The organism is Hyphomonadaceae bacterium ML37, from assembly GCA_027627685.1.
Classification (GTDB): domain Bacteria; phylum Pseudomonadota; class Alphaproteobacteria; order Caulobacterales; family Maricaulaceae; genus Oceanicaulis.
On record CP091241.1, the window covers coordinates 454400 to 480461 of the forward strand.

Below are 26062 nucleotides of genomic sequence, written 5' to 3' on the forward strand. Positions count from 1 at the left end.
CAGTTTCGCCCCCCCCGGGCGGCCTGCCTGCGTGCAAGCGGGCCGTTCAGCCTGCTTGGTAACGCCCATCGTACAAGGGTTCAAGCCGGAATGCGCCCGGTGGCGGACCGGTGTACAGAACACGCGTCTGATGGTCTGGTGCGGGCAGCAGGAATCTGGTGGAGCCGAGGGGAATCGAACCCCTGACCTCGTCATTGCGAACGACGCGCTCTACCAACTGAGCTACGGCCCCGTTCCAGAGGCGCGATCGGATACGGAGGCGCCCCTGTGTTGTCAAGCGCGCCCGCCAGCGCCGCGCCCGCCTTGCAGGCTGCGCGCGCGCCGGGTAAGGCAGGACCGGCAAGGCCGCTTCGCCCCGCCAAGGAGGCTCCATGACATTCGGACAGGCGCTGATCGCCTATTTTATTCACCCGGTGCTGACGCTTCTGGTGATTGTGGTTTTCGTCAATGTGATCCTGACCTGGCTGGTCGGGTTCAACGTGGTCAATCCGCGCAATCAGCTTGTCAACATGATCGGGCGGGCTACCGAGGCGATCACCGCGCCGCTGCTCAATCCGATTCGGCGCGTGCTGCCGTCGCTGGGCGGGATGGATTTCTCGCCGCTGGTGCTCTTGCTGATCATTTTCTTCGTGCGCGACTGGCTGGTTATGGGCCTGCTTTGGAACGCGCTGGGCTGACGGCGCGCTTGACGCACGCCGGGGCTCCGGTCCATGAGCGCGCGCCATGACCCAAACTGATCCGATCCTGCGGCCTTCGGGCCGGCGCGCCGTGCTGATAGACGGCAAGGCCGCCGCATCTGAAGTTGACGCCGCCGCCCGGGAGTGCGCGCTGGCGCTGGCTGAGCGGCTGGGCCGCAAGCCGTGCCTGGCCGTGGTGCTTGTGGGCGAGGATTCGGCCAGCCAGGTCTATGTGCGCAACAAGATCCGCCGCACCGAGGCCGCCGGTATGACCTCGCTGGAGCATCGCTTGCCTGCCTCGGTGAGCCAGGACGAAGTGCTGGCGTTGGTGGCGCGTCTCAATGCGGATGCGGGCGTGGACGGCATTCTGGTCCAGCTGCCGCTGCCTGACGGTCTCGACGACACGGCCGTGGTGCAGGCCATTGATCCGGCCAAGGATGTGGACGGGCTCACCGCCGCCAGCGCGGGCGCGCTGGTGCTGGGCGCGCCGGGCCTGCGCCCGTGCACGCCGTCCGGCTGCGTCTATCTGGCGCGCCGGGCACTGGGTGATCTGTCCGGGCGCCATGTGGTGGTGATAGGGCGCTCCATCCTGGTCGGCAAGCCGGCCGCGCTCCTCTTCCTTCAAGCAGATTGCACCGTGACGCTGGCTCATTCGCGCACCCGCGACCTGCCGGCTCTGACGCGTCAGGCAGATATTCTGGTCGCCGCCGCCGGGCGGGCGGGCATGGTCTGGGCGGACTGGATCAAGCCTGGCGCAACGGTGATTGATGTCGGCATCAATCGGGTCGACGGCCCGGACGGGACCAGCCGCCTGGCGGGCGATGTCGATTTTGAGGCGGCGCTGGATATAGCAGGCTTCATCACGCCTGTGCCCGGCGGGGTGGGGCCGATGACCATCGCGATGCTGCTGATCAACACTCTGGCCGCCGCCGCCCGGCGTGCGGGCCTCGCGCTGCCGGAGGGAGCGGCGCGCGTGCTCACGCCTTAACGTCCCCTTAAGCCTGTGAGCATACCGCTATTCATAAGTTGGAGGAGGCGCCTGTGTCCCCGGATCTGAACGTGCTGCATGTCGAGGACGACTTCGCGGACGCCATGCTGCTGCAGCAGGCGCTGCGCGATGCAGGGGCCTATGCGTTCAATTTCGAAGTGGTGCGCACTCTGCGCGATGCGGGCTTCAAGCTCCAGAGGCGCGCATACGACCTGATCATCGCCGACCTGCGCCTGCCTGATTCGACGGACCCGAACGAAACCGTCGGCCTTCTGCAAAAGCACGCCGGCGAAGCGCCGATTCTGGTGCTCAGCGGGTCGGTCGGCCTCGATGCCGAGAAAATCGGCTCGGACATCACCCTGCTGGACAAGAATCTCTATTTTGACGGCCGCGCCTCGAAGCGCAGCGCCGAATTGCTCAGCCAGGTGCTGGATGCTGCGACACGCGACCGCGACGCGTTGATGCTCTAGCCGCTGGATGGCTGGACCCGCAGCCCTAGCTGATGCGCCATGAGCGTGTCCCTCACCTCCTTCCCAAAGAACTACCGCGCGCTAGTGTTCGGCGCCGGCGGCGGGCTTGGCGGCGCGTTTGTACGCGCGCTGGCCGCCGATCCGCGATGCGCAGCCGTGTTCGCGGTCTCGCGCCGCCTGATGGACATTCCCGGCGCGACCGCGCTGCAGGCTGACTTCAATGAGCCCGCCAGCATCGCTGCAGCTGCCGAAGCGGCAGGCGCCGGCGGTCCGCTGCATCTGGTGATCACGGCGACCGGGATCTTGCATGACGGCGCGGACCTGCAGCCGGAGAAATCCTGGCGCGACCTGGACGCAGACCGGCTGGCGCAGGTGATGCGCATCAACGTGATCGGGCCGTCGCTTGTCGCCCGCCATACGCTGGACCGCCTGGCGCGAGGCTCGCGTGACGCGCCGGACAAGGCTGTCTGGGCGGCGCTCTCGGCGCGGGTGGGGTCGATCAGCGACAACCGGCTGGGCGGCTGGCACGGCTATCGCGCGTCCAAGGCGGCGCTCAACCAGATGATCCGCACCCTGTCGGTGGAGCTGGCGCGCAAGGCGCCCGGCGCCGCCTGTATCGGCCTGCATCCCGGCACGGTGGACACGGGACTGTCCAAACCGTTTCAGCGCAATGTGCCCGACGGCAAGCTGTTCACCCCGGAATATTCAGCCGCGAAATTGCTGGGCGTGATCGACGCGATCGGGCCGGCGGACAGCGGTCAGGTGTTCGACTGGGCCGGCGCGCGGATCGATCCCTAGGCGGCCGCGTCCGCCCGGTCGGGCAGGGTGAAGTGGAAGCGTGCGCCGAAACAGGGCTCGGTATCCACCCAGATGCGTCCGCCATGGCGCTCCACCGCCTGCTGGCAAATCGCCAGGCCAATGCCGGTGCCGGCGTAGGCCTCTCGCGTCTGCAGCCGCTGAAACGGCGCGAACACCTTGTCGGAAAAGCGCGGGTCAAACCCGATGCCGTCATCGGCCACGGTGATGCGCCAGGCCTCGCTGTCGCGCTCGGCGCGCACCACCACGCGCACATGGGCGCCCTTGCGGTATTTGAGCGCATTGGTCAGCAGGTTCTGGAACAGAAGCCGCATCAGGGTGAGGTCGGCGCGCACGGTGGGCAACGGACCGCATTCGATCTCGGCGCGCGCCTCGGACACCATCAGGCTGAGTTCATCCAGCGTGGTCTCCAGAAGCGCGTTCAAATCCACCGTCTCGAGGGTCATTTCGCGATTGGACGTGCGCGAATAGGCCAGCAAATCATCGATCAGCCGGCGCATGCGCTGGGCGGCGTCCACCAGATAGGCCAGGCTCTGACGGCCATCGGCGTCGAGCTGGTCCTCATAGCGCCGCGCCAGAAGGCTGGCGAAGGCGGAAATTTTGCGCAAAGGCTCCTGCAGATCGTGGGAGGCGACGGTGGCGAACCGGTCCAGCTCCCGGTTGGAGCGTTCCAGCGCGGCGGCGTGCTGCTCCAGCGCCCGCGGCGCCGCGAAGGCCATTTCAAGCCCGTCCGGCCCGGTGCGCCGTGTGAAATCCGGCGCCGCCTCGTCCAGAGCGCGGCCGGTCCATGGACCCGGTCCATAGGCGGCGGCGAACGCCGCGTTGACGGCGGTGATCGCCCCGCGCGCATCCAGCACGGCGGCCGGATCGGGCAGCGTGTCGAACACCGCCCGCCAGGTCAGGCCGGTCTGGGGCGTATCCGCTGACGCGTCAGGCATGGCGCATACCCGTGGGGCTGTGCGAATCGGACATGGGCGGCAGTATACTGCTAATGTATGCGGCGCTGTCGCGTGCCCGGGTCATGGGCGCCGCGCGCGCTGGCCATGGCCATACGAGGCGGTATGCTGCGCGCCGAGTGTTCCGCTGGCCTTTTTCAGGATTTTACGCCTTGACCCAGACGACTGCGCCGATCTTCCAGGTGTCCGACCTGCATGTGACCTTCGACACGCCTGATGGCGCCGTCAACGCTGTGCGCGGCGTCAGCCTGGAGATCGCCCGCGGCGAATGCCTCGCTGTGGTGGGCGAGTCCGGGTCAGGCAAGAGCCAGACCTTCCTCGCAGCGATGGGGCTTCTGGCGTCCAACGGCAAGGCGTCGGGCTCGATCCGCTACGCCGGCGAAGAGATCCTCAATCTCGCGCCGCACAAGCTGAACCGCGTGCGCGGCCGGAAGATGACCATGATCTTCCAGGACCCGCTGACCTCGCTGACACCGCACATGCGCGTCGGCGACCAGCTGAAAGAGGTGCTCGACGTCCACCTCAAACTGCGCGGTGAAGCCGCTGAGAAGCGCTGTGTGGACTGGCTGGAGCGCGTGCGCATTCCCGAAGCGCGCCGGCGCCTGCGCCAGTTCCCGCACGAGCTGTCGGGCGGCATGCGCCAGCGCGTCATGATCGCCATGGCGATGCTGTGCGAGCCGGACCTCCTGATCGCCGACGAGCCGACCACGGCGCTCGACGTGACGGTGCAGGCCCAGGTGCTCGACATCATGGATGATCTCAAAGCCGAGACCGGCGCGGCCATTGCGCTGATCACCCATGACATGGGCGTGGTGGCGCGCATGGCGGACCGGGTCCAGGTGATGAAGGACGGCGCCTATGTGGAAACCGGCGATGTGCACGATATTTTCAACGCCCCGCGCCACGCCTATACCCGCATGCTGCTGGATGCGATGCCGCGCCTGGACCAGCCGGGCAAGCTGACCGGCGCTGCGCCGCGCAAGGGCGAATCCACCGACGCGCCGATGCTGGAGGCGGTGGATCTGAAGGTCCAGTTTCCGGTCAAGGTCGGGGGCGGGTTGTTTCCCAAGACCAAACCGCTCAAGGCGGTGGACGGGCTGAGCTTTGCGCTGCTGCCTGGCGAGACGCTCGGGATTGTGGGCGAGTCCGGGTGCGGCAAGTCGACGCTGGCGCGCGCTGTGCTGCGCCTGGTCCCGTCAAAGGCCGGGGCGGTGAGCTGGATTGGCAAGGATTTGCTGGCGCTGAACCGCAAGGACATGCGCGCCGCGCGCGAGGATTTGCAGATCGTGTTCCAGGACCCGATGGCCTCGCTCAATCCGCGCATGACGATCGGCGCTTCCATCGCCGAGCCCATGCTGACCTATCGCCGCTTCATGAGCGCGCGCGAGCGCGAGACCGAAGTGCGCGCGATGATGGCCCGGGTCGGGCTCGATCCCGACATGATCAACCGCTACCCCCACGAATTGTCCGGCGGCCAGAACCAGCGCGTGGGCATCGCCCGCGCGATGATCCTGGAGCCCAAGCTGGTGATCTGCGACGAGGCGGTGAGCGCGCTGGATGTGTCCATCCAGGCCCAGATCATCGAGCTGCTGGTTGGGCTTCAGGAAGACTTTGGCTTGTCCATGCTGTTCATTTCCCACGATCTGTCGGTGGTGCGCGAAGTCTCTCACCGGGTCATGGTGCTGTATCTGGGCCGGGTGGTGGAGCTGGCTGACCGCGATACAATCTACTCCGATGCACGCCATCCCTATACACGGGCCCTGATCAGCGCCGCGCCGATCCCCGATCCGGCCATCGAGAAATCGCGCAAGCGCCTGAAACTGTCGGGCGATCTACCCAGCCCGCTCGACAGCCGCGCCCAGCTGCGCTTCCTGAAATCGAAGCTGATCGACGATCCCGAGGCCGAGCAATACCGGCCCAAGCTGATCGAAGTGGCGCCCGGGCACTGGGTCGCCGAGCATGATCCCATCGAGACGCTGGCCGAGATCGAGCCCGTCTGACCGGCGCGTGTCAGCAATTTCATTTGCTGTGCGCGGGCAGACGCCTATCCTTCATGACGGGACGGGGCGGGCTGTAAGAGGTTGCAGATGACAATGATGTGGCGCAATGCGCTGGCGCTGGCCGCAGCGCTGGGCTTTCTGGCTCTGGCGGGCTGCGAACGATCAGGTGATTCAGAAATTGATCTGCGCGCGGCGTTCGAGGCGGCTGATTTCGCGCACGAGGCCAGCGATATCCCGGCCGATCCCGGCGTTCGCTACGGCGTGCTCGAGAACGGGATGCGTTATGCGATCATGTCCAATTCCACGCCGTCGAACACGGCGGCGGTGCGCCTGGTGCTTGATGTCGGCTCGCTGGCCGAGGCTGACGACCAGCGCGGTCTCGCCCACTTCATCGAACACATGGCCTTCAAAGGCTCCACCAACGTGCCGCGCAACGAAATGGTGCGCCTGCTTGAACGCTATGGCCTGGCCTTCGGACCAGACACCAACGCGTTCACCGGCCATGAAGTGGTCGGGTATCAGCTGAACCTGCCCCAGGCCAGCGAGGAATTGCTCAGGATCGCCCTGTTCCTGATGCGTGAGACCGCCTCGGAACTGACCATGGCTGACGCCGAGATCGAGTCCGAACGCGGCGTGATTCTGGGCGAGGAGCGCTTCCGCAACACGCCCGTCAGCCGCTTTCTGAGCGAATACTACGAATTTCTCTATCCCGGTTCGATGATCCCGCAGCGCGACCCCATCGGGACCACCGAGGTCATCGAGACCGCCACGCGCGAGGCCTTCGTACGCTATTACGAGGCGTATTACCGGCCCGAGCGCGCCCTGCTGGTGGTGACCGGCGATTTCAATGCCGATGATATCGAGGCGATGATCCGCGACGGGTTCGACATCAGCGTGCCGGGCCTGGAGGTGGAGCGCGTCGAGAGCTTCGCCAGCTGGTCCCAACCCGGCGAGCCGGGCGCCGATCCCGAGGCCGGAACTGTCACCCGCAACGACGCGCCGCGATTTGCGTTCTTCCATGATCCTGGCGTCTTCACCCTCATCACCGCAGATGTGATCGTGCCAGGCCCAGGCGCACTCGATACCCGGGAGGGCCGCGAGCAGGCGCTGCTGCGCCAGCTGGGTCAGTCCATCGTCCAGCGCCGCTTGCAGGCGCGCATCAATCGTGGGGATTCGCCGCTGGTTCAGGCGAGCCTGTCCTATGTCAGCGAGTTTGATATGGCCACGCGCGCAGGCGTGTTCGCCGTGTCCTCGCCGGACCGCTGGCGCGAAGGCGTGGCCATGGTCGAGCAGGAGCTGCGCCGCGCTTTGGAGCACGGCTTCACCCGCGCCGAGCTGGACGAACAGCTGGCCAATGTGCGCACCGCCGTGCGCAATGGCGCCGATCAGGCGGCCACGCGCCAGACCACCAGCCTGGCCGACGGCATATGGTCGAGCTGGCTGCGCGGATCGGTGTTCAACCATCCCGAATATGCCCGCGAATGGTTCGACGCCCGTGAAAGCGAGATCACGCTGGCGCGCGTCGAAGCGGCGTTCCGCGAAGCGTGGGAGGCTGCGCCGCCGCATGTGATGGTGGGCCTTAATCAGGATCTGGCCGAAGGCGAAGCGGCGGTGCGCGAAGCCTGGCTCGCCTCCACCGCCGAGCGGGTCGATCCGCCGGCTGAAACCGGCTCCGACGCCTTCGCCTATACCGATTTCGGACCCGCCGGAGAGGTCGCCTCGCGCGACGAAATCGACGAGTTCGGCGTCACCCGGGTCACGTTCGCCAACGGCGTGCGGCTCAATGTGAAGCCCACCGACTTTGAATCACGCGTGGTGCGCGTGCGGGTCGATTTCGGCGCCGGCGACATGACCGATCAGCCTGTCCCGGCGGCCGGCTCGATCCTGGGCGCGGCTTTCGGGGGCGGCGGACTCGAGGCCCATGACCGAGACGATCTTCAGCGCCTGTTGGCCGGGCGTTCGGTGGGTTACGGGCTGGGCGTGGGGTCGGAGAGCTTCTTCTTCTCCAACGCCACCACCCCGTCCGATTTCGAGCTGCAGATGCAGGTGCTGGCCGCCTTCATGACCGCGCCGGGCTGGCGCGAGGACGGGCTCAATCAGTTCCGCGCCATCGCCGAGGAAGTGCGCCGCGGCCAGAACGCGCAGGCCGTCCAGGTGGCGGTGAATCGCGGCGGGCGCATCCTGCGCAGCGGCGACGCCCGCTGGGGTTTCCCCACAGCCGAAGAGATCGCCAACTTCACCATGGACCATGCCCGCGAGATGCTGGCCCCGGCGCTGGCCGAGGCGCCGGTGGAGATCACCATCGTGGGCGATATCACGGTCGACCGGGCCGTCGAGGTGGCGGCCGCGACCTTTGGCGCCCTGCCCGAGCGCGCGGCTGAGTGGCCGGAGTATGACGCCAACCGGCAGCTGCGCTTCCCCGAACCCGCGCCGGAACCGGAAGTGCTGTATTTCGACGGTCAGGATTATCAGGGCATGGCCAATGCCTATTTCCCCATCGGCGACGCGTTCGACCGCCGCCGGGGCCGGGCGCTGGACCTGATGGCCGAGGTGTTCTCCCTGAAAGCCACCGAACGGTTCCGCGAGCGCGAGGGCGCCACCTATTCACCCATCGTCCAGGGCCAGCCTTCTACGGTGTATCCTGATTTCGGCTTTGTCTGGGTGGGCCTGGATGTGGCGGTGGACGATATCGAGCGCATGTACGAGATCATCGACGAGATCGCGGGCGTCATGGCGTCCGGCGAGATCAGCGAGGACGAGCTGCAGCGCGCCCGCCAGCCGGTGCTGGAGCGCCTGCGCGAGGAGCGCGAGCGCAACCCGTTCTGGATCAACGCGCTCGCGCGCTCCCAGACCGACCCGGAGCGGCTGGAATATCTGCGTACCGCCGAGCCGCACTATCGCGAGGTCACCGTCGAGGAAATCGCCGGCCTCGCACGCGAAAGCCTCGACCCGTCCCGCGCCTTCCGCCTGACCATCCTGCCCCGGATCGTGGAAGACCAGCCTGAAGGGATGGATGCGCCGGACGAGGGCGAGGGGTAATCGTCAGCGGCGCCGGCGTCTGGCGTTGAGGGTTAAGTTGCGGCGCGGTTCTTGAAAACCGAACCTGCTTTCCCGGCCAACCGCTGGGAGAGCCGGGATTCCTCCATTCAAGCCGATAACCGGCGCGCAGGCTGAATTGACACAGGATGGAACCCGGATCGGCTACGCCGTCCGGGAAAGCAGCATCGGGTGCTGCAATGTGTCCCGCCCCCTACGCTGCGTCGCGTTCCAGGTCTTCGGTCCATTCGCCCAGCGCGGCCAGGGAGTTCATGCGGGCGCGGTGGTTGAAGGCGCGCTGGCCGGCTTCGACGTTTGAGCCGCCCCAGGCCTTCAGCGGCGCGGCCTGCAGGGCGCGGCCATAGGAGAAGGTCAGCGGCCAGGGCAGGTCGAAGCCCTGATTCATCATCGACAGGTGCGCGGTGGCGTCCTCGTCCGACTGGCCGCCGGACAGGAAGGCGATGCCCGGCACCGCGGCGGGCACGGTGTTGATGAGGCACTGCACCGTCATCTCGGCGACTTCCTCGCGGCTCGCCTGGTCGGGGCACAGGGCGCCGGCGATGACCATGTTCGGCTTCAGGACCGTGCCTTCCAGGATCACGCCCTGGTCGAACAGTTCCGAATAAAGGCGGCGCAGGGCGAACTCGGTCACCTCATAGCAGCGCTCGATGGAGTGATCGCCGTCCATCAGAACCTCGGGCTCCACGATGGGGACGATATTGGCTTCCTGACACAACGCGGCATAGCGCGCCAGCGCGTGCATGTTGACGTTGATGCAGTATTGCGAGGGGATGGACTCATCCCCGCCGCGGCCGAGATCGATCACGGCGCGCCATTTCGCAAAGCGGGCGCCGAGCTTGTAATACTCCTCCAGCCGCCCGCGCAGGCCGTCGAGGCCTTCCGTCACCGTCTCGCCCGGCGAGCCGGCCAGCGGCTTGGCTCCGGAATCCACCTTGATGCCCGGAATCGAGCCGGCGTCGGTGATCAGCTTTGTCAGCGGCGTGCCGTCGGCGGCGAACTGGCGCAGCGTCTCGTCAAACAGGATTACGCCGGACACGTATTCGGTCATGGCGGGCCGTGTGCGGAACAGCATCTCGCGCCAGTCGCGGCGGCTGTCCGCCGTCGAGGTCAGGCCGATCGTGTCGAAGCGCTTCTTGATCGTGGAGGTGGACTCGTCCGCCGCCAGAATGCCCTTGCCCGGCGCCGTCAAGGCGATGGCGGTTTCGTTGAGCTGGTCGAGATCCATGGCGCCTGTCCCTTTGCGAATGTGGAGAGCTGTATCCGCCGCCTGTGTGTCCCCGCCCGCGCGCAGGGTCAAGATGTCAGCCTTCAAGAACCGCGATTCCGGGCAGGGTCTTGCCCTCCAGCCATTCCAGGAAGGCTCCGCCCGCGGTGGAGACAAAGGTGAAATCGTCCGCCGCGCCCGCCCGGTTGAGCGCCGAGACCGTGTCGCCGCCGCCGGCCACCGCCGTCAGCCCGTGCTCACGGCAACGCAGCGCGGCGAACTGCGCCGCCTCAACCGTGCCGGTGTCAAAAGGCGGCGTCTCGAACGCGCCAAGCGGACCATTCCACACCAGCGTGCGCGCCGTCTCGATGGCGTCGGCGAGCCGGTCAATGGTCTCCGGCCCGCAATCGAGGATCATGTCCGGGCCCTGCACATCATCCAGCTCCGCCACGCGCCGGTCGGCATGGGCCTTGAACTCGCGCGCCACCACCACGTCGACAGGCAGCATCAGCGTGCAGCCGGCCTGCCCGGCGGCCTCTTCTATGGCCCGCGCGGTGTCGAGCAGCTCGCGCTCATACAGGCTCGACCCCACCGAGTGGCCGCGCGCGGCCAGGAAGGTGTTGGCCATGGCCCCGCCGATGAACAGCCGATCCACCTTGGCGACAAGGTTTTTGAGAAGATCAATCTTGGTAGAGACTTTCGCGCCGCCCACAATCGCCAGCAGCGGGCGCTGGGGCGCTTCCAGAGCCGCTGTCACATGGTTGATTTCTCGCTGCAAGGCGAGGCCGGCATAGCTCGGCAGAAGGCGCGCCACGCCCTCGGTCGAGGCGTGGGCGCGGTGCGCGGCGGAGAAGGCGTCGTTGACATAGATATCGGCCAGGCGCGCCAGTGACGCGGCGAAGTCGGGATCATTTTCCTCTTCACCGGCGTGGAAGCGCGTGTTTTCCAGCAGCAGCACGCCGCCGGGCTTCAGGAGGCCCGCCGCTCCTTCGGCGTCCGGGCCGACGCAGTCGGAGACGAATTTCACCGGCGCGCCCAGCAAGTCCTCCAGCGCCGAGGCCACCGGCGCCAGCGACATGGACGGCACGCGCCGGCCGCGCGGCCGGTCGAAATGGGCGGCCAGGATCACCATCGCTCCGCCATCACGCAAATGGTTGATGGTCGGCAGCGCCGCGCCCAGGCGCGTATCGTCGGCGACGCGCATGCCCTCCATGGGTACATTGAAGTCCACCCGGACCAGCACGCGTTTTCCGGCGATGTCAGCGTCTTCAATGCGGCGGATCATGGCGTGTCCCTCTCGGCCTGGGCGGACCCTACAGAAACCGCCCCATCGCCACTGTGGTGTCGATCATGCGGCAGGCGAAACCCCATTCATTGTCATACCAGGTCATCACCCGCACCAGCTGGCCGTCGATGACATTGGTCTTGTCCAGCGCCACCACTGAGGAGCGCGGATCATGGTTATAGTCGATGGAAACCAGCGGCAGGTCGTCATAGCCCAGCACGCCCTTCATCGGCCCGTCAGCGGCGGCGCGGATGGCGGCGTTGACCTCTTCGATGGTGGTGGCGCGGCCCGGGGTGAACACCAGATCGATCACCGACACGTTGGGCGTGGGCACCCGGATCGCCGAACCGTCGAGCTTGCCCTTGAGCTCGGGCAGCACATCGCCCACCGCCTTGGCGGCTCCGGTGGTGGTGGGGATCATGGACAGAGCGGCGGCGCGGGCGCGGTGCAGGTCCTTGTGGTTCCGGTCCAGCGTCGGCTGGTCGCCGGTATAGGCGTGGATCGTCGTCATGTGGCCGCGCGCAATGCCGATGGCGTCATTGAGCGTCTTGGCCACCGGCGCCAGGCCATTGGTGGTGCATGAGGCGTTCGAGACGATGATGTCGTCCGCCGTCAGCGCGTCATGATTGACGCCATAGACGATGGTCTTGTCGGCGTTCTTGGCCGGGGCCGAGCACAGCACGCGCTTGGCGCCGGAATGGATGTGCGCCATCGACCCTTCTTTGGAATTGAACGCGCCGGTGCACTCCAGAACGATATCAATCCCCAGATCGCCCCAGGGCAGTTTGGAGGGGTCGCGGCTCGACACCTTTGTGATGCGTCCAAAACCGGCGTCGATCCAGTCTTCGCCCACCTTGATCTCGCCGGGATAGCGGCCGTGGACGCTGTCATATTTGAGCAGGTGCGCATTGGTTTCGGGCGTGGAGGAATCGTTGATCGCCACCACCTGAACTTCGTCGTGGCGCTGCTGTTCCAGCACGGCGCGCAGCGCCAGGCGTCCAATGCGTCCAAATCCGGTGATCGCCACGCGAAGGGCCATGATGCTCGCTCCTCAAATGCGGTGATCGGCGCTGACCCGGTGCGGGCCTCCAGCGCCGGTGACTGTCGCGCGGGGGTTTAGACGCTTCGCGCGCGTGCGTCCATACGCGCCGGGCGCCGCTGGGCGCGGCGGCTTGCGTCCATGCGCGCCGCCTGCAATGACTAATGGCGAGTTAATTGGTTTGAGTGTGCATGAGGGGCGTGATGAAGGTTCTGGTTCTCGGTGGAGACGGGTTTTGCGGCTGGCCGTCGGCGCTGCATTTGTCGGCGCGCGGCCATGATGTGGTGATCGTGGACAATCTGTCGCGGCGCAAGATCGATGTGGAGCTGGAGGTGGATTCCCTCACCCCCATCGCCCCCATGTCTGTCCGCCTGGCGGCCTGGAAAGAGGTGTCGGGCCGCACCATCAGCTTCCATGACCTGACCGTGGGCAAGGACTATCAGGAGCTGGTCAATCTCCTGCTGGCCGAGCGCCCCGACGCCGTGGTGCATTTCGCCGAGCAGCGCGCCGCGCCCTATTCCATGAAGTCGGCGCGCCACAAGCGCTACACCGTGGACAATAACCTCAACGCCACCAATGACGTGCTGGCCGCCATCGTGGAGACCGGGCTGGACATCCATCTCGTCCATCTCGGCACGATGGGCGTCTATGGCTATGGCACGGCGGGGATGAAAATCCCCGAAGGCTATCTCAAGGTGAAGGTGGATACGCCCCAGGGTCTGGTGGATACAGAAATCCTGTACCCGGCCAATCCGGGCTCGATCTATCACATGACCAAGACCCAGGATGCGCTGTTCTTCCAGTTCTATAACAAGAACGACAAGCTCAAGATCACCGATCTGCACCAGGGCATTGTCTGGGGCACCCAGACTGAAGACACCCGCAAGGACGAGCGCCTGATCAACCGGTTCGACTATGACGGCGATTACGGCACGGTGCTCAACCGCTTCCTGATGCAGGCGGCCATCGGCTTTCCGCTCACCGTGCACGGCACAGGCGGTCAGACGCGCGCCTTCATCCACATCCAGGACACGGTGCGCTGCATCCAGCTGGCGGTGGAGAACCCGCCCCAGACTGGCGAGCGCGTGCGCATTATGAACCAGATGACCGAAACCCACCGGGTCAGCGATCTGGCCGGGCTCATCGCCAAGCTCACCGGCGCCGACGTCGCCTTCCTGCCCAATCCGCGCAACGAAGCGGACGAGAACGAACTCAATGTGGAGAACGCGGCCTTCCTGGCGCTGGGGCTCAATCCCATCACGCTGGCCGAGGGCCTGCTGGAAGAAGTCACGGATATCGCCCGCAAATACGCAGACCGTTGCGACCGCTCCAAGGTGAAATGCGTCTCCTACTGGAACCGCGACCGGGAAGCGGCGCAGGAGAGCGCGGCGGGATAGGAGAGGGCTGACGGCTACTGAGGCTGATCGGCGATCCACGCCTCCATCCGCGTCTCCAGATAATCCAGCGGCACCGCGCCCTCTTCCAGCAGGGCGTCGTGGAAGGCGGCGAGATCAAAATCCTCGCCCAGCGCCGCTTCTCCCTGCGCCCGCAGCCGCCGGATCAGGATCTCGCCGGTCTTGTAGGCCAGCGCCTGACCGGGCCAGGAGATATAGCGCGACACCTCATTGGTGATGTTGAGCGGCGCCAGCGCCGAGTTCTCCAGGAAGCAGGCTTCAGCCTCCTCCCGGGTCCAGCCAAACCAGTGCAGGCCGGTATCGGCGACCAGGCGGCAGGCGCGCCACATCTCATAGGTCAGCCGGCCGAAATTCTCATACGGGTCTTCATAGAAGCCCATGTCGAGCCCGAGATGCTCGGCATAAAGCCCCCAGCCTTCACCAAACGCGGTGATGTAGCTGCGGCGGCGAAACTCGGGCAGGCCTTCGATTTCCTGGGCCAGCGCAATCTGGTGGTGATGGCCGGGCACGGCCTCATGCAGGGTCAGGGAGGGCAACTCGTAAAGCGGCCTCTGATCCAGGCGGTAGGTGTTGACCATATAGCCGCCCGCCCGCCCGGTTTCCGCGTCGCCCGACCAGTAGCGGCCCGTGGTGTAGTTGGGCGCCAGGGCGGCCGGGACGGGCCGCACGCCGTATGACAGGCGCGGCAGCCGATTGAAGAAGGCCGGCATCTGGTCGTCGGCCAGCTTGGAGAGCCAGGCCGCGCGCATCATCAGCTCCATTTCGCTCTCGGCGTAAAACTGCGGGTCGGTGCGCAGGAAATCGAGGAATTCGGCGAACGAGCCCTCAAACCCGGTTTGCGTGATCACCTCTTCCATCTCGGCGCGGATACGCGCGACTTCTTCGAGGCCCGTCTGGTGAATCTCTTCCGGGGTCAGGTCCAGCGTCGTGTGCTGGCGCACCAGAGCCGGGTAGAACGCCTCGCCGCCCGGCAGGTCGCGCGCGCCCAGGGTCTCACGGGCGTTGGGTATGTAGCTGGAAACAAAGAAATCATGCAGCCGGCGCAGGGCCGGCAGGGCGGCGGTTTCGATGGCCTCCAGCGCCTCGGCGCGCAGGCGTGTGCGCTCGGCCTCGGGCAGGCTGTCGGGCAGGGCGTCGATGGGCATCAGAAGCGCGCTGTCTTCGGCGGCCACGATCTGCGCGTCGATCTGGTCGGCCACGCCGTCCAGAATGGCGCGCGGCTGGGTGAAGCCGGTCTCCAGACCGCGTTCCAGCCAGGCCTGGTGCTGGGCGAAATAATCGGGCAGGGCGCGAATGCGGGTGATCCAGGCCTCGGCCTCCTCCACCGTGCGGGCCCGCGCGCTCATGGCGGCGAAATCGGGCGAGGTATGAAACCCGCTATCATTGGTGAAGGGGATCATGGCGCTCTGGGCGCGTGGCAGCTCGATGGCGGAGCGCAGCGTGTAGGCGAGCACGGCGTGGCTCGCCACATCGGTTCCGGTCAGCGTGGCCGGATCGATCTCCTCCAGCCGGGCGTGGAAACCGGCCATGGCCTCATCCCAGGTCTCTACAGCCTCGAAGCTGGCGTCGGGCCAGCGCGAGGCCGCGTCCAGATCGCCGCGCCGGCCGCGCGTCATCACGTCGCGCTCTTCCAGAAACGCCTCGTAATCGGCGATCAGGACGGTGAAGGGGCCGGGCTCTTCAGACTGCGCCTGTGCGGCGACAGAGGGCGTGAAGGCGAGCGCAAGGGCGAGGGCGAAGGTGCGGATCATGACGGCGTCTCCGAAACGTCTGGGCCGCAACGGGGCCCGGTCTGAGCGCCGTCATCAGACCCGAGCCCGGCCCCCGGCTCAAGAGCCGGGGCGCCGAAACCCGTTTCAAGTCAGCCGCCCGCCGCGGCTGCCTGCAGCGCGGCGATGTCGATCTTCGTCATTTTCATCAGCGCGGCGGACACGCGCCCGGCGGTCTCACCGCCGCGTCCCATCAGGCGTGGCAAAGCCTCCGGCACGATCTGCCAGTGAACGCCATAGCGATCCTTCAGCCAGCCGCACATACTCGCTTCGCCGCCCTCGGTCAGGGCGTCCCAGAGCCGGTCGGTCCCGGCCTGGTCCTCGGTCAGGACGCAAATCGAGGTCAAGTAGCTCGGGGCCGGCTCGGGATTGCCGTTCATCGTCATGTAAGGCGCCCCGCCCAGCGTGAACTCGACCACCAGCGCCGGACCGTCCGGGTCCGGGCGGTGGATGAGATCAATGGCGCTGTCTGCGATCAGGTCGACATAGAAACGGGCCGCCTCCTCGGCCTGTGATGGCAGGAAGAGGCAGGTTCGGACAGGCGATTTGAACTCCATCGCGGCCTCCCTCAGACTTCGAGGAGGATTTCAAAGCCGCCGAAAATCATGCGCTTGCCGTCAAAGGGCATCTCCATGCCGGACATGTCGGGATCTTCCATGATTTTCGCCCAGGCAGCGTCGCGCACCTCTTTGGAGGGCCAGACCATCCAGTTGAGCACCACGCTCTCATGCGGTTCGCGCAGCACCGCCGTGTGCATGGAGTTGATCTTGCCTTCGGGCAGATCGTCACCCCAGCATTCGGTGCTGGATACAAGGCCGTAGCGCTTGAAGACGTGCGCCGCGCGCTCGGCGTGGGCGCGGTAGTCTTCTTTTTTGTCGGTCGGTACAGGCAGCAGAACGCCGTCGATATAGGCCATGGACATGTCTCCTCCGGTGTTGAACGAAGGCGAAGGTCCGACATCTAGTTCAAAAAAGCAACTGGATAATTCGCAGAATCAACTTAAATCTGGTCCATGGCCCGCAAGAAGCCCTATGACGATGGATGTGCGACGGCTCATGCGCTCGATCTGATCGGCGAGCGCTGGGCGCTTTTGATCGTGCGCGAGCTGATCCCGGGCCCGAAGCGATTCAGTGATCTCAAGGCCGCGCTGTGCGGCATCAGCACGAATATCCTGACCACGCGCCTCCTTGAGCTGGAAGCCGGGCATCTCGTAGTGCGCCGCAAATTGCCGCCGCCCGCCGCCTCGCAAGTCTACGCGCTTACGCCCTGGGGCGCCGATCTTGAGCCACTGATCAAGGATATCGGCCGCTGGGCGGCGCGTTCTCCGACCCTGGCGCCGGGCAAGCCGATGAGCGCGGCGTCAGTGATGCTGTCTTTTCGAACGATGTTCAACGCAGAGCGCGCCGCCGGCCTCGATGTGGAAGCCGCGCTGGTGCTCGACGGCGTGCCCCACCGGGTGCGCATCAAGGACGCACAGCTGGACATCGCGATTGGGGAGGCGTTGCGGCCCGCCTTCACCCTGTCGGGCGATCCCAACCTGGTGGCCGGTCTGGTCTATGGCGGCCTGACGCTGGACGCGGTGCGCGCGGCGGGCCTGTCGGTTGAGGGCGATACAGCGCTGGCGCAGCGTTTCGCCACGCTGTTTCCGTTGCCCGAAAAAGCCGAGCCGGCCGCCTCGCTTTAGAGGCGGCCGTCCCCGGATTTCACCCCGCCTCGCGGAAACTATCCACTTCGAGATCGTATTCGCGCACTTTGCGATAGAGGGTCGAGCGGCCCACGCCGAGGCGGCGGGCGACCTCGGCCATACGGCCCGAATAGGTCTCGATGGCGAACGCGATCAGATCACGCTCGATGGCTTCCAGCGAGCGCAGATGACCACCTGCATCCAGGATATCGACCCTCAGGGCGTCGTCCTCGTCTCCCAGCGCGGCGGCGTCAAACACCTCTGTGCTGGACGGCGCCGCCGCGATATTGGCCGGAGACGGCGCGGGCGCCGGCATCGCCTCGGCTTCGCGCAAGGTCGGCGTCAGGCCGGAGATTTGCGGGAAGTCTTCAGGGGTCAGATAGTCGCTGTCGCTGAGCACCACAGCGCGGAACACCGCATTCTCCAGCTGGCGCACATTGCCCTTCCATTCGTGCCGCGCCAGCAAATCCATGGTCTCCCCGGTGGCGTCTAGCACGGCCTTGCCCTCCTGGGCATTGAAGCGGGCGATGAAGTGGCGCACCAGGGCCGGGATGTCATCCCGGCGTTTGGCCAGAGACGGCACCTCGATGGGGAACACGTTGAGCCGGTAGAACAAATCCTCCCGGAAGGCGCCGGTCTTGACCTGTTCGGTCAGGTCGCGATTGGTCGCCGAGACGATGCGCACATCCACCTTCACCGGACGGCGCGACCCGACCGGATCGACCTCGCCTTCCTGCAGGGCGCGCAGGAGCTTGACCTGCATGTCCAGCGGCAGTTCGCCGATCTCATCGAGGAAGAGCGTGCCGCCATCAGCCTCCTGGAACTTGCCCAGATGCTTGGCCACCGCGCCGGTGAACGAGCCCTTTTCGTGGCCGAACAGGGTGGATTCCACCAGGTTTTCCGGGATCGCCCCGCAATTGACCGCCACGAAGGGACGCCCCGCGCGGTCCGACGCCGCCGCGATGGAGCGCGCCACCAGCTCTTTGCCCACGCCGCTTTCGCCGGTGATCAGGATCGGGATGTTGGATTTGGCCGCCCGCTCGCCCAGCCGCACCACCTGGCGCATGGCCGGGGCCCCGGCGATCATGTCGTCAAAGCCCAGCTGACCCGAGCGGGTCTTCTTCAGCCGGGTGACTTCACTGGAGAGATCTTTCACCTTGAGCGCGTTGCGCAGCGACACCGCGATGCGCTCAGGGCTGGCGGGCTTCACAAAGAAGTCCACTGCGCCGGCGCGCATGGCCCGCACCACGGTCTCTAAGCCGCCGTGGGCGGTGAGCATGATCACGGGCAGATCGGGCTCGCGCGCCTTGATCGCCTCCAGGGTCTCCACCCCGTCCATGCCGGGCATGATCATGTCGAGCATAACCACGTCGATCCCGCCGCGCTTCACGGCGGCCAGGCCGGAATCGCCGTCCTCGGCGCCCTGGAAGGTATGTCCTTGCTTCTCCAGCACCGCCTGCATCAGGCGGCGCTGGGTCGGATCGTCATCGACGACCAGTACGGTCTTCGCCATTGCACCCACGCCCTTTCGGTCCCATCCACCGGGGGCGGCTTCTGAGCGGCGCCGGCCGGGGCGTTCCCCGTCCCGGCTCCGCGGCCGTCTCCCGTCTTGATGCGCACCGTTATGGGACACGCCCGGTAAAGATCACGTGTAAGGCCCGGTGAGAATTGGTTAGGGTAAAGAAAGGGTTAGGGACGAGGCGTGGCCACCGTCCGCCACCTATTTGACGCGCCGCAGCACGAGGGCTAACCCTTTCATCTGTTTCCAGTCCTTGTTTTTGGATGCCCCCTTCATGACCGACCCTGCCCCCCTGCCTCCGCCGCTGGCGCAATTCGCCGGCAAGCCTGTGCCTGCGCCGGACTGGTTTGCCGACGCGCTGGCGGCGCCTTTCGAGACGGGGGCCGTCGAGCGGGACGGCGTGCGTCTGGTGTGGAAGGCGTGGGGCAAGCGCGGCGATCCGGCGCTGGTGCTGATCCATGGCGGTACGGCGCACAAGGGCTGGTGGGATGCGCTGGGCCCGTTCCTGGCTGCGCCAGGGCGCCGGGTGATCGCGCCGGATCTCGCCGGCATGGGGCAAAGCGGCTGGCGCGAGGTCTACACCATGACCGACCACGCCGCCGACATGCGCGCGGCGGCTGAAGACGCCGGCGCGTTCGAGAACGGCAAGCCCATTTTCGTGGGCCATTCATTCGGCGGGTTCGTGACGCTGCAGGCCGCTAAGGAGTTTGGCGCGGACCTGCGCGCTGCGGTGATCCTGGACAGCCCGATCCGCAAACCGGAAAAGCAGCGCGAAGGTTCGCCGCCGCGCCGGGGCGGGCGGGTCTATACTGATCTCGCCGCCGCGCTGGCGCGCTTCCGACTGCTACCGGCCCAGCCGTGCGACAATGTGTGGCTGGTGGACCATGTGGCGCGCGGTTCGCTGCGTGAAGCCGAGGGCGGCTGGACCTGGTGGTTTGATCCCGATCTGTGGGCCAAGCTCACCTATCAGCGGCGCGATCCTGAAGCCGCGGCGGCGGCGCTGGGCTGCCCGCTGGCCTTCATCCGGGGCGAACGCTCCGACCTCATGAACACAGAGACCTGGGCCTATATGCGCTCGGTCTTCACCCGCTCGCCCTTCATCACCGTGCCGCGCGCGCGCCATCACCTGATCCTGGATGACCCGCTTGCAGTGGTGTCCGCGCTCGATGCCCTCGTCGAGGGGTGGGCGCCGCGTAAATCAGGCTGACGGGTCGCATGCCCCTGCGGCGCTTGCCGCCTTGGCGGGGGCGCCCGGTCATGCTAGAGGCGCCCCATGCAGGAGCGAGCGCTCCGGAGCCTTTCCAGACAAGGATCGAGACGATGGCTGAAGACTACACCCGCGGTCAGATGGACATTTCCCATCACAAGGCGACCTACGGCGCCGTCATGAAGGTGTCGGTGTTCATCTCGGTCCTGCTGGGTCTGATCGTGCTGTATCTGACCCTGGTGTTCGGGGCCGGCACGAACTGGATCAGCGCCCTGATTGTGTCTCTGATTGCGGGCGGTCTTGCCGGGTTCATGCTCAAGCAGGGCCCGCGCTACTGGGCGTTCCTGGGCGTGCTGACAGTGATCGCCCTGATGGCGGGCGGGATCACCCTGCTGCTCGCCAGCGCCTGACGCGACCGCGCCGGGCCAGAAACCCATTGCCTTTCCAGCCGAGTCGCGCATGCTGGACACAGGTTAAAGCCGCGCCGCTCAAGGGATTTGCATGCGAATCGCCATCCTTGCCGAAACTTATCCGGGCGAGACCCGGGTCGCCGCCACGCCTGACAGCGTGAAAGCGCTGGTCAAAACCGGCGCCGAGGTGCTGGTGGAATCCGGCGCGGGCGCCCGCGCCGATTTCGCCGACGCCGCCTATGAAGCCGCTGGCGCCGCCGTGAGCGCGCGCGGTGATGTGGTGAAGGCGGCGGACGCCCTGTTCTGTGTGCGCCGGCCCGATGCCGCCGTGATCAAGGGCCTGAAGAAGGGCGCCGTGATGGTCGGGCTGTTCGAGCCCCATGGCGCGGTGGACTTCGCCGGGTCCTGCGCCAAGGCGGGCGTCAATGCGCTGGCCATGGAATTTACCCCGCGCATCACGCGCGCCCAGTCCATGGACGCGCTGTCGTCCCAGTCCAACCTCGCCGGCTACCGCGCCGTGGTGGAAGCCGCCACGCTCTATGGCCGCGCCTTCCCGATGATGATGACGGCGGCGGGCACCATCGCCGCTGCGCGCGTCTTCGTGATGGGCGTGGGCGTCGCCGGCTTGCAGGCCATCGCCACGGCCCGGCGCCTGGGCGCCATTGTGACCGCCACCGACGTGCGCCCCGCCGCCAAAGAGCAGGTGGCCTCGCTGGGCGCCAAATTCGTCGCGGTCGAGGATGAAGAGTTCAAGGCCGCCGAGACTGCCGGCGGTTACGCCAAGGAAATGAGCGACGACTACAAGGCCAAGCAGGCCGAGCTCGTCGCAGCGCACATCCTCAAGCAGGACGTGATCATCACCACCGCGCTGATCCCGGGGCGCCCGGCGCCGCGCCTGCTGACCAAGGCCATGGTCGAGACCATGAAGCCGGGCTCGGTGATCATCGACATCGCCGCGGCCAATGGCGGCAATTGCGAGCTGACGAAATCGGGCGAGATGGTTGTCCATAACGGGGTGAAGATCGCCGGCTATGGCGATCTGCCTTCGCGCCTGGCGGCCGATTCCTCGAACCTGCTGGCGCGCAACCTGGTCAATCTCTTCCCGCTTCTGCGCGCCGAAGACGGCGCGCTCAGCCCCCACTGGGACGATGACATCATCAAGGGCATGGCCCTGACCCGGGATGGCGAGATCGTCCATCCCACCCTCAAAGGAGACGGCTCATGAAACGCCGCATCATCCAGCTCGCCATCGCCGTGACGGCCATCGTCACGCTCAGCGCATTCGCCGCCGCCGCCATCATCGCGGGCTAAGCCCCGCACGCCGCCTCACGGAGCCTGACATGGACGCAGTTGATCCGAATGTTTTCCGCCTGGCGATTTTCGTGCTCGCCGTGTTCGTGGGCTATTACGTGGTCTGGTCGGTGACCCCGGCCCTGCACACCCCGCTCATGAGCGTGACCAACGCCATCTCCTCGGTGATCATTGTCGGCGCCCTGATTGCGGCCGCCGCGGCCGCCGCCAGCGAAGGCGCGCAATTCGCCAAGGGCCTCGGCGTGCTGGGCGTGCTGCTGGCCAGCATCAATATCTTTGGCGGCTTCCTCGTCACCCAGCGGATGCTGGCGATGTACAAGAAGAAGGAGCGCCCCGCCAAACCGGCCAAGGGTGAGTCCTGATGCGCGCTCAGTCCAGCGGCGTGATCGCGGCGGCCACCGCCTTCCTGTGCGCCGAGGGCGCAGCGCAGGCCCAGATGGTCCCGCGCGCCGAGCACGGCGCCGTTCCGCTCATACTCGAGCCCATGGAGGCTTTTGAGCCGATCACCGTTGCGCGTGGCGAGCGGGTATTTAACGAGCGCCTGACGCCGCGCTATGTGGCGCGCATGACCGAGGACGCGCCCGAGCGGCCGCGCCCCGGTCCGCTGCCCGGCGCTGCGGCGGGAGATTTGTTATACGGCGTGCGCCTGCAGACCGGTTTTGCATACTGCCAGCGTATTGATGTCGCGGCGCCCAACCGCACCGTGCAATGCTATCGCGATTTCGACGACAATGGCACGTTCGATGGCGGATACGTCACCGAACATAACGGCTTCGCCACCCAGGTCATTCCGTCGCTTCTCCACGGCCTTGCCGGCATTCCCAGCGTTGCATTCGAGCGCGCGTCGCCGGCGGCCTTCGGCTCGGTTGACGGGCACTGGACCTTCGACCGGTGGCGGCGCGGCAAGGCCCGATTCCACCTCTTCGTGGAAGGCCAGCGTCTGTCCGATCCCATGACTTGCGAGCCCCTTGATGACCATCCCGGTCTGTGTTCGCTGGCCGGCTTGGCGCTTCGCATCACCGAGACGTCAGGCGGCGGGGCGACGATCACGCTCGCCGGCCAGGCCGAACGCCGCCTAATGATGATCACCACCAGCGGCGCGTTTTAAGCCGCACCGACCGTCCCGCCACGAGGCTCTGTTCATGTCCGCAGATTTCGCCGCCCTCCTGTATCTCGTCTCCGGGATCCTGTTCATCATGGCCCTGCGCGGCCTGTCGAGCCCCGAGACCTCGCGTCAGGGCAATTATCTCGGCATGGCCGGCATGGCCGTGGCGGTGGGCACGACGCTGATCGTGGTCGATCTGACCGGCCTTGGCATCATCCTGATCCTGGGCGCGGTGATCATCGGCGGCGGCATCGGCGCAGTGATCGCGCGGCGCATCGCCATGACCGACATGCCCCAGCTGGTGGCGGGCTTCCACTCGCTGGTGGGTCTGACCGCCGTTCTGGTGGCAGCCGCGGCCCTGTACGAGCCGGAGGCGTTCGGGATTTCCGCGCCGGGCGGCGGGCTCAAGGCCTTGTCGCTGGTGGAGCTGGCGATCGGCGTCGCCATCGGCGCCATCACCTTTTCCGGCTCGGTCATCGCCTTCATGAAACTACAAGGCCTGATGAGCGGCGCCCCCATCGTGTTCAAGGGCCAGCACTGGCTCAATCTCGGCCTCGGCATCGCGGCGGCGGTCTTCATCGTGTTCCTCACCGCCAGCGGCGGGGACAACAAGACCGCGTTCTGGATCATCACGCTCCTCGCTCTGGTGCTGGGCGTGCTGCTGATCATTCCCATCGGCGGCGCGGACATGCCGGTGGTGGTGTCCATGCTCAACTCCTATTCGGGCTGGGCGGCGGCCGCGTTGGGCTTCACGCTGGAGAACACGGCGCTTCTGATCACTGGCGCGCTGGTGGGCTCGTCGGGCGCCATCCTGTCCTACATCATGTGCAAGGGCATGAACCGGTCCTTCATCTCGGTCATCCTGGGCGGGTTCGGCGCCGATGCGGCCTCCGCCGGCGCTCACGGCCAGGTGGACCGCGCCGTGAAGATGGGCTCTGCCGAGGACGCCGCCTTCATCATGAAAAACGCCAGCAAGGTCATCATCGTGCCGGGCTATGGCATGGCGGTGGCGCAGGCCCAGCATGCCCTGAAGGAAATGGCCGATACGCTCAAAGCCGAAGGCGTGGATATCGCCTATGCGATCCACCCGGTGGCCGGCCGCATGCCAGGCCACATGAACGTGCTGCTGGCCGAAGCCCAGGCGCCCTATGACGAGGTGTTCGAGCTGGAAGACATCAATGCCGAGTTCGCCACCGCGGACGTGGCCTTCGTGATCGGCGCCAATGACGTGACCAACCCGGCCGCCGAGGACGATCCCACCAGCCCGATCTACGGCATGCCTGTGCTGCAGGTGTGGAAAGCGCGCACGGTGATGTTCGTCAAGCGGTCCATGGGGTCGGGCTATGCCGGCATCGAGAACCCGCTCTTCTTCCGCGACAACACGCTGATGCTGCTGGGCGACGCCAAGAAGATGACCGAGACCATCGTCAAGTCGCTGGACTAGGTTCTGTACCCATAAACGGGATTCCCAAATCAGCTGGGTCGTGATTCAAGCTCCTTGAAGGGAGTTTGGTCATGGCCCGATTTGATTTGAGTGATGCGGAGTGGTCGATCATCGCGCCGCTCCTGCCGAACAAGCCGCGCGGTGTGCCGCGCACGGACGACCGGCGTGTGCTGAACGGGATTTTCTATATATTGCGGACGGGATCGCCCTGGCGCGATCTGCCGGAGCGCTACGGCCCGTACACGACGGTCTACAACCGCTTCAACCGGTGGGCCAAGGCGGGGGTATGGGTGAGTGTTTTCAATGCTCTGGCCGACCAGTCTCCAGAGTCGATGACCTTTATCGACAGCTCCATCATCCGCGCCCACCAGCACGCCGCAGGCGGAAAAAAGGGGGTCCGGATCACGCCATCGGTCTCTCTCGCGGGGGACTGAGCACCAAGATCCACGCCATCGTGGACGATCAGGGTCTGCCCATCCGCCTGGCCCTGTCTCAAGGCCAGGCTGGTGACAAGAGCGCCGGCGCCGAGCTGATATCCACCCTGCGCCGCGCCCGCCATGTGGTGGCCGACCGCGGCTACGACGCCCGCGCCCTTGTGGAGCAGATCGAAGCCATGGGCGCCACAGCTCACATCCCGACCCAGAAAAACTGCAAGGTCCAGCGATCGGTCGCGCCGCACATCTATCGCCAACGCAATCTCGTCGAGCGCTACTTCTGCAAACTCAAGCACTTCAGACGATGCGCCACACGATTCGAAAAGCTGGCCAGAAACTTCCTGGCCGCCATCGCACTCGCATCAGCAAGACTCTGGATCAGAGCTTATGAGTCCACGACCTAGGCGCAGGCCGCGCTCATGCGCCGTCCAGCACCGGATAAGCTGTGCTCATCTTGATCGTCTCCATGGAGAAATGGCTGGAGACGTCGTTGAGATCGGCGATCTGGATCAGCTCTTTGTAGATCGCGTCGAAGTGCTCCATGTCGCGCGCCGCCACCTTGATGAGGTAGTCGGTCTCTCCGCTCATGCGGTGAAACTCCAGCACATGGCCGAGGCCGGACACGCCGCGCGCAAAGCGCTCCAGCCAACGGTCATTGTGCTGATTGGTCTTCACAGCGATGAAGGCGACCAGCTTCAGCCCCAGCGCCCGCGGATCGGCCAATGCGACCTTGCGCAGGATGACGCCGCTTTCCGTGAGCCGCTTGACCCGGCGCCAGCACGGCGTCTGGGACAGGCCGACCCGTTCGGCCAGCTCGGCGATGGGCAAATCGGCATCCTGTTGCAGCCAGTGCAGGATCTTGCGGTCAATGGAATCCAGTTTCGCGGCCATGAGTAGAATAATCTCCTATATCCGGATCACTGAGCGCATGATTTTGGACGCCTTTTCTACGCGAACTGCGCCATCCTTCCAAGCATCATCGCTCCGGACAGGACCTGACCGCCATGATCAAGCGCGCCTTCACCGAACACCCCGCCTCTGTGGGCGAGAGCTATGGCGCGCATCTGGCCCAGGCCTCGTCCTTCGGCTTCGCCATGATCGGCGCCGGGTTCGCCTGCCTGGTCCACGGCCTCTTCCCCTTCCTGTTCGTGAAGTCAGGCTCGCGTTGTATCGAGGAATTGCACCGGCGCATGGTGACCCATCGCGATCAGCGCCACGCGGCCCCGGCCACCGGCGCGCCCGGAACGGTCCGGCGCGAGGGCGAAGCCTGAC

General features: G+C 66.1%; 25 protein-coding genes and 1 tRNA gene. 16 read left to right on the forward strand and 10 right to left on the reverse strand.

Going from position 1 to position 26062, the window contains the following annotated elements; all coding sequences use genetic code 11:
* Window positions 1-156 precede the first annotated feature (156 nt).
* A tRNA-Ala gene (locus tag L2D01_02335) sits at window positions 157-232 on the reverse strand.
* A gap of 139 nt (window positions 233-371) precedes the next feature.
* Here L2D01_02335 and L2D01_02340 point away from each other — a divergent pair.
* The 4 genes from L2D01_02340 to L2D01_02355 are packed head-to-tail and all read left to right on the forward strand — an operon-like array spanning window position 372 to window position 2933.
* Window positions 372-677: a YggT family protein gene (locus tag L2D01_02340; GenBank protein ID WBQ10626.1), complete on the forward strand. Its 306-nt coding sequence runs from the start codon at window positions 372-374 to the stop codon at window positions 675-677.
* Between the two features lie 46 nt (window positions 678-723).
* On the forward strand, window positions 724-1665 hold the full coding sequence (folD, locus tag L2D01_02345) for a bifunctional methylenetetrahydrofolate dehydrogenase/methenyltetrahydrofolate cyclohydrolase FolD (protein WBQ10627.1): 942 nt from the start codon (window positions 724-726) through the stop codon (window positions 1663-1665).
* 53 nt (window positions 1666-1718) lie between these two features.
* On the forward strand, window positions 1719-2135 hold the full coding sequence (locus L2D01_02350) for a response regulator (GenBank protein ID WBQ10628.1): 417 nt from the start codon (window positions 1719-1721) through the stop codon (window positions 2133-2135).
* Window positions 2136-2174: 39 nt separating this feature from the next.
* Window positions 2175-2933 (forward strand): SDR family NAD(P)-dependent oxidoreductase, encoded by a 759-nt coding sequence (locus tag L2D01_02355; GenBank protein ID WBQ10629.1) that lies wholly within the window; start codon window positions 2175-2177, stop codon window positions 2931-2933.
* Here L2D01_02355 and L2D01_02360 read toward each other — a convergent pair.
* On the reverse strand, window positions 2930-3889 hold the full coding sequence (locus L2D01_02360; GenBank protein WBQ10630.1) for an ATP-binding protein: 960 nt from the start codon (window positions 3887-3889) through the stop codon (window positions 2930-2932). The genes L2D01_02355 and L2D01_02360 overlap by 4 nt on opposite strands.
* A 170-nt stretch (window positions 3890-4059) precedes the next feature.
* Between L2D01_02360 and L2D01_02365 the strand changes: the two genes are divergently transcribed.
* Together L2D01_02365 and L2D01_02370 are read left to right on the forward strand one after the other, a co-directional pair.
* Complete coding sequence (locus L2D01_02365; protein ID WBQ10631.1) at window positions 4060-5907, forward strand: dipeptide ABC transporter ATP-binding protein; 1848 nt, start codon at window positions 4060-4062, stop codon at window positions 5905-5907.
* 87 nt (window positions 5908-5994) lie between these two features.
* The gene (locus L2D01_02370; GenBank protein WBQ10632.1) at window positions 5995-8946 is read left to right on the forward strand and encodes an insulinase family protein; all 2952 of its coding nucleotides are present in this window, start codon (window positions 5995-5997) and stop codon (window positions 8944-8946) included.
* 211 nt (window positions 8947-9157) lie between these two features.
* Here the strand turns inward: L2D01_02370 and L2D01_02375 are convergent, their stop codons facing one another.
* The 3 genes from L2D01_02375 to gap all read right to left on the reverse strand — a co-directional run bounded on the left by L2D01_02375 (window position 9158) and on the right by gap (window position 12492).
* The gene (locus tag L2D01_02375; protein ID WBQ10633.1) at window positions 9158-10189 is read right to left on the reverse strand and encodes a fructose-bisphosphate aldolase class I; all 1032 of its coding nucleotides are present in this window, start codon (window positions 10187-10189) and stop codon (window positions 9158-9160) included.
* Between the two features lie 76 nt (window positions 10190-10265).
* Window positions 10266-11453: a phosphoglycerate kinase gene (locus L2D01_02380; protein WBQ10634.1), complete on the reverse strand. Its 1188-nt coding sequence runs from the start codon at window positions 11451-11453 to the stop codon at window positions 10266-10268.
* A 28-nt stretch (window positions 11454-11481) separates the two neighbouring features.
* Window positions 11482-12492 (reverse strand): type I glyceraldehyde-3-phosphate dehydrogenase, encoded by a 1011-nt coding sequence (gene gap, locus L2D01_02385; GenBank protein WBQ10635.1) that lies wholly within the window; start codon window positions 12490-12492, stop codon window positions 11482-11484.
* A 203-nt stretch (window positions 12493-12695) separates the two neighbouring features.
* On the opposite strand from gap, the gene L2D01_02390 reads away from it, so the two are divergent.
* Entirely contained in the window at window positions 12696-13889 is a 1194-nt protein-coding gene (locus tag L2D01_02390; GenBank protein ID WBQ10636.1) for an NAD-dependent epimerase/dehydratase family protein, read from the forward strand.
* Window positions 13890-13903: 14 nt separating this feature from the next.
* Here L2D01_02390 and L2D01_02395 read toward each other — a convergent pair whose 3' ends face one another.
* The 3 genes from L2D01_02395 to L2D01_02405 form a co-directional block, all read right to left on the reverse strand.
* The gene (locus L2D01_02395) at window positions 13904-15658 is read right to left on the reverse strand and encodes a DUF885 domain-containing protein (protein WBQ10637.1); all 1755 of its coding nucleotides are present in this window, start codon (window positions 15656-15658) and stop codon (window positions 13904-13906) included.
* A 110-nt stretch (window positions 15659-15768) separates the two neighbouring features.
* Window positions 15769-16233: a VOC family protein gene (locus L2D01_02400; GenBank protein WBQ10638.1), complete on the reverse strand. Its 465-nt coding sequence runs from the start codon at window positions 16231-16233 to the stop codon at window positions 15769-15771.
* Between the two features lie 11 nt (window positions 16234-16244).
* Window positions 16245-16592 (reverse strand): DUF1428 domain-containing protein, encoded by a 348-nt coding sequence (locus tag L2D01_02405; protein ID WBQ10639.1) that lies wholly within the window; start codon window positions 16590-16592, stop codon window positions 16245-16247.
* A 96-nt stretch (window positions 16593-16688) separates the two neighbouring features.
* Here L2D01_02405 and L2D01_02410 point away from each other — a divergent pair, with 96 nt between their 5' ends.
* Complete coding sequence (locus tag L2D01_02410) at window positions 16689-17360, forward strand: winged helix-turn-helix transcriptional regulator (GenBank protein ID WBQ10640.1); 672 nt, start codon at window positions 16689-16691, stop codon at window positions 17358-17360.
* Between the two features lie 19 nt (window positions 17361-17379).
* Here L2D01_02410 and L2D01_02415 read toward each other — a convergent pair whose 3' ends face one another.
* On the reverse strand, window positions 17380-18873 hold the full coding sequence (locus tag L2D01_02415; protein ID WBQ10641.1) for a sigma-54 dependent transcriptional regulator: 1494 nt from the start codon (window positions 18871-18873) through the stop codon (window positions 17380-17382).
* Between the two features lie 280 nt (window positions 18874-19153).
* On the opposite strand from L2D01_02415, the gene L2D01_02420 reads away from it, so the two are divergent.
* The 7 genes from L2D01_02420 (at window position 19154) to L2D01_02450 (ending at window position 25194) form a co-directional block, all read left to right on the forward strand.
* Window positions 19154-20086 carry an alpha/beta hydrolase gene (locus L2D01_02420; GenBank protein ID WBQ10642.1) on the forward strand — a complete coding sequence of 311 codons (933 nt, stop codon included), beginning with the start codon at window positions 19154-19156 and terminating at the stop codon, window positions 20084-20086.
* 113 nt (window positions 20087-20199) lie between these two features.
* Complete coding sequence (locus L2D01_02425) at window positions 20200-20496, forward strand: aa3-type cytochrome c oxidase subunit IV (protein WBQ10643.1); 297 nt, start codon at window positions 20200-20202, stop codon at window positions 20494-20496.
* Window positions 20497-20587: 91 nt separating this feature from the next.
* Window positions 20588-21721 carry a Re/Si-specific NAD(P)(+) transhydrogenase subunit alpha gene (locus L2D01_02430; GenBank protein WBQ10644.1) on the forward strand — a complete coding sequence of 378 codons (1134 nt, stop codon included), beginning with the start codon at window positions 20588-20590 and terminating at the stop codon, window positions 21719-21721.
* A gap of 115 nt (window positions 21722-21836) precedes the next feature.
* Window positions 21837-22169 carry an NAD(P) transhydrogenase subunit alpha gene (locus tag L2D01_02435; protein WBQ10645.1) on the forward strand — a complete coding sequence of 111 codons (333 nt, stop codon included), beginning with the start codon at window positions 21837-21839 and terminating at the stop codon, window positions 22167-22169.
* Window positions 22169-22915, forward strand: a complete 747-nt coding sequence (locus tag L2D01_02440) for a hypothetical protein (GenBank protein WBQ10646.1) — start codon at window positions 22169-22171, stop codon at window positions 22913-22915. The genes L2D01_02435 and L2D01_02440 overlap by 1 nt, the downstream gene beginning before the upstream one ends.
* A gap of 34 nt (window positions 22916-22949) precedes the next feature.
* Window positions 22950-24356 (forward strand): NAD(P)(+) transhydrogenase (Re/Si-specific) subunit beta, encoded by a 1407-nt coding sequence (locus L2D01_02445; protein WBQ10647.1) that lies wholly within the window; start codon window positions 22950-22952, stop codon window positions 24354-24356.
* Between the two features lie 71 nt (window positions 24357-24427).
* A protein-coding gene (locus tag L2D01_02450) for an IS5 family transposase (GenBank protein ID WBQ10648.1) occupies window positions 24428-25194 on the forward strand; the annotation gives its coding sequence in 2 pieces (ribosomal slippage) (window positions 24428-24737 and window positions 24737-25194; 768 coding nt in all).
* 13 nt (window positions 25195-25207) lie between these two features.
* Here L2D01_02450 and L2D01_02455 read toward each other — a convergent pair.
* Complete coding sequence (locus tag L2D01_02455; protein ID WBQ10649.1) at window positions 25208-25681, reverse strand: Lrp/AsnC family transcriptional regulator; 474 nt, start codon at window positions 25679-25681, stop codon at window positions 25208-25210.
* A 113-nt stretch (window positions 25682-25794) separates the two neighbouring features.
* Here L2D01_02455 and L2D01_02460 point away from each other — a divergent pair, with 113 nt between their 5' ends.
* Window positions 25795-26061 (forward strand): DUF6356 family protein, encoded by a 267-nt coding sequence (locus L2D01_02460; GenBank protein WBQ10650.1) that lies wholly within the window; start codon window positions 25795-25797, stop codon window positions 26059-26061.
* Window position 26062: the final 1 nt, after the last annotated feature.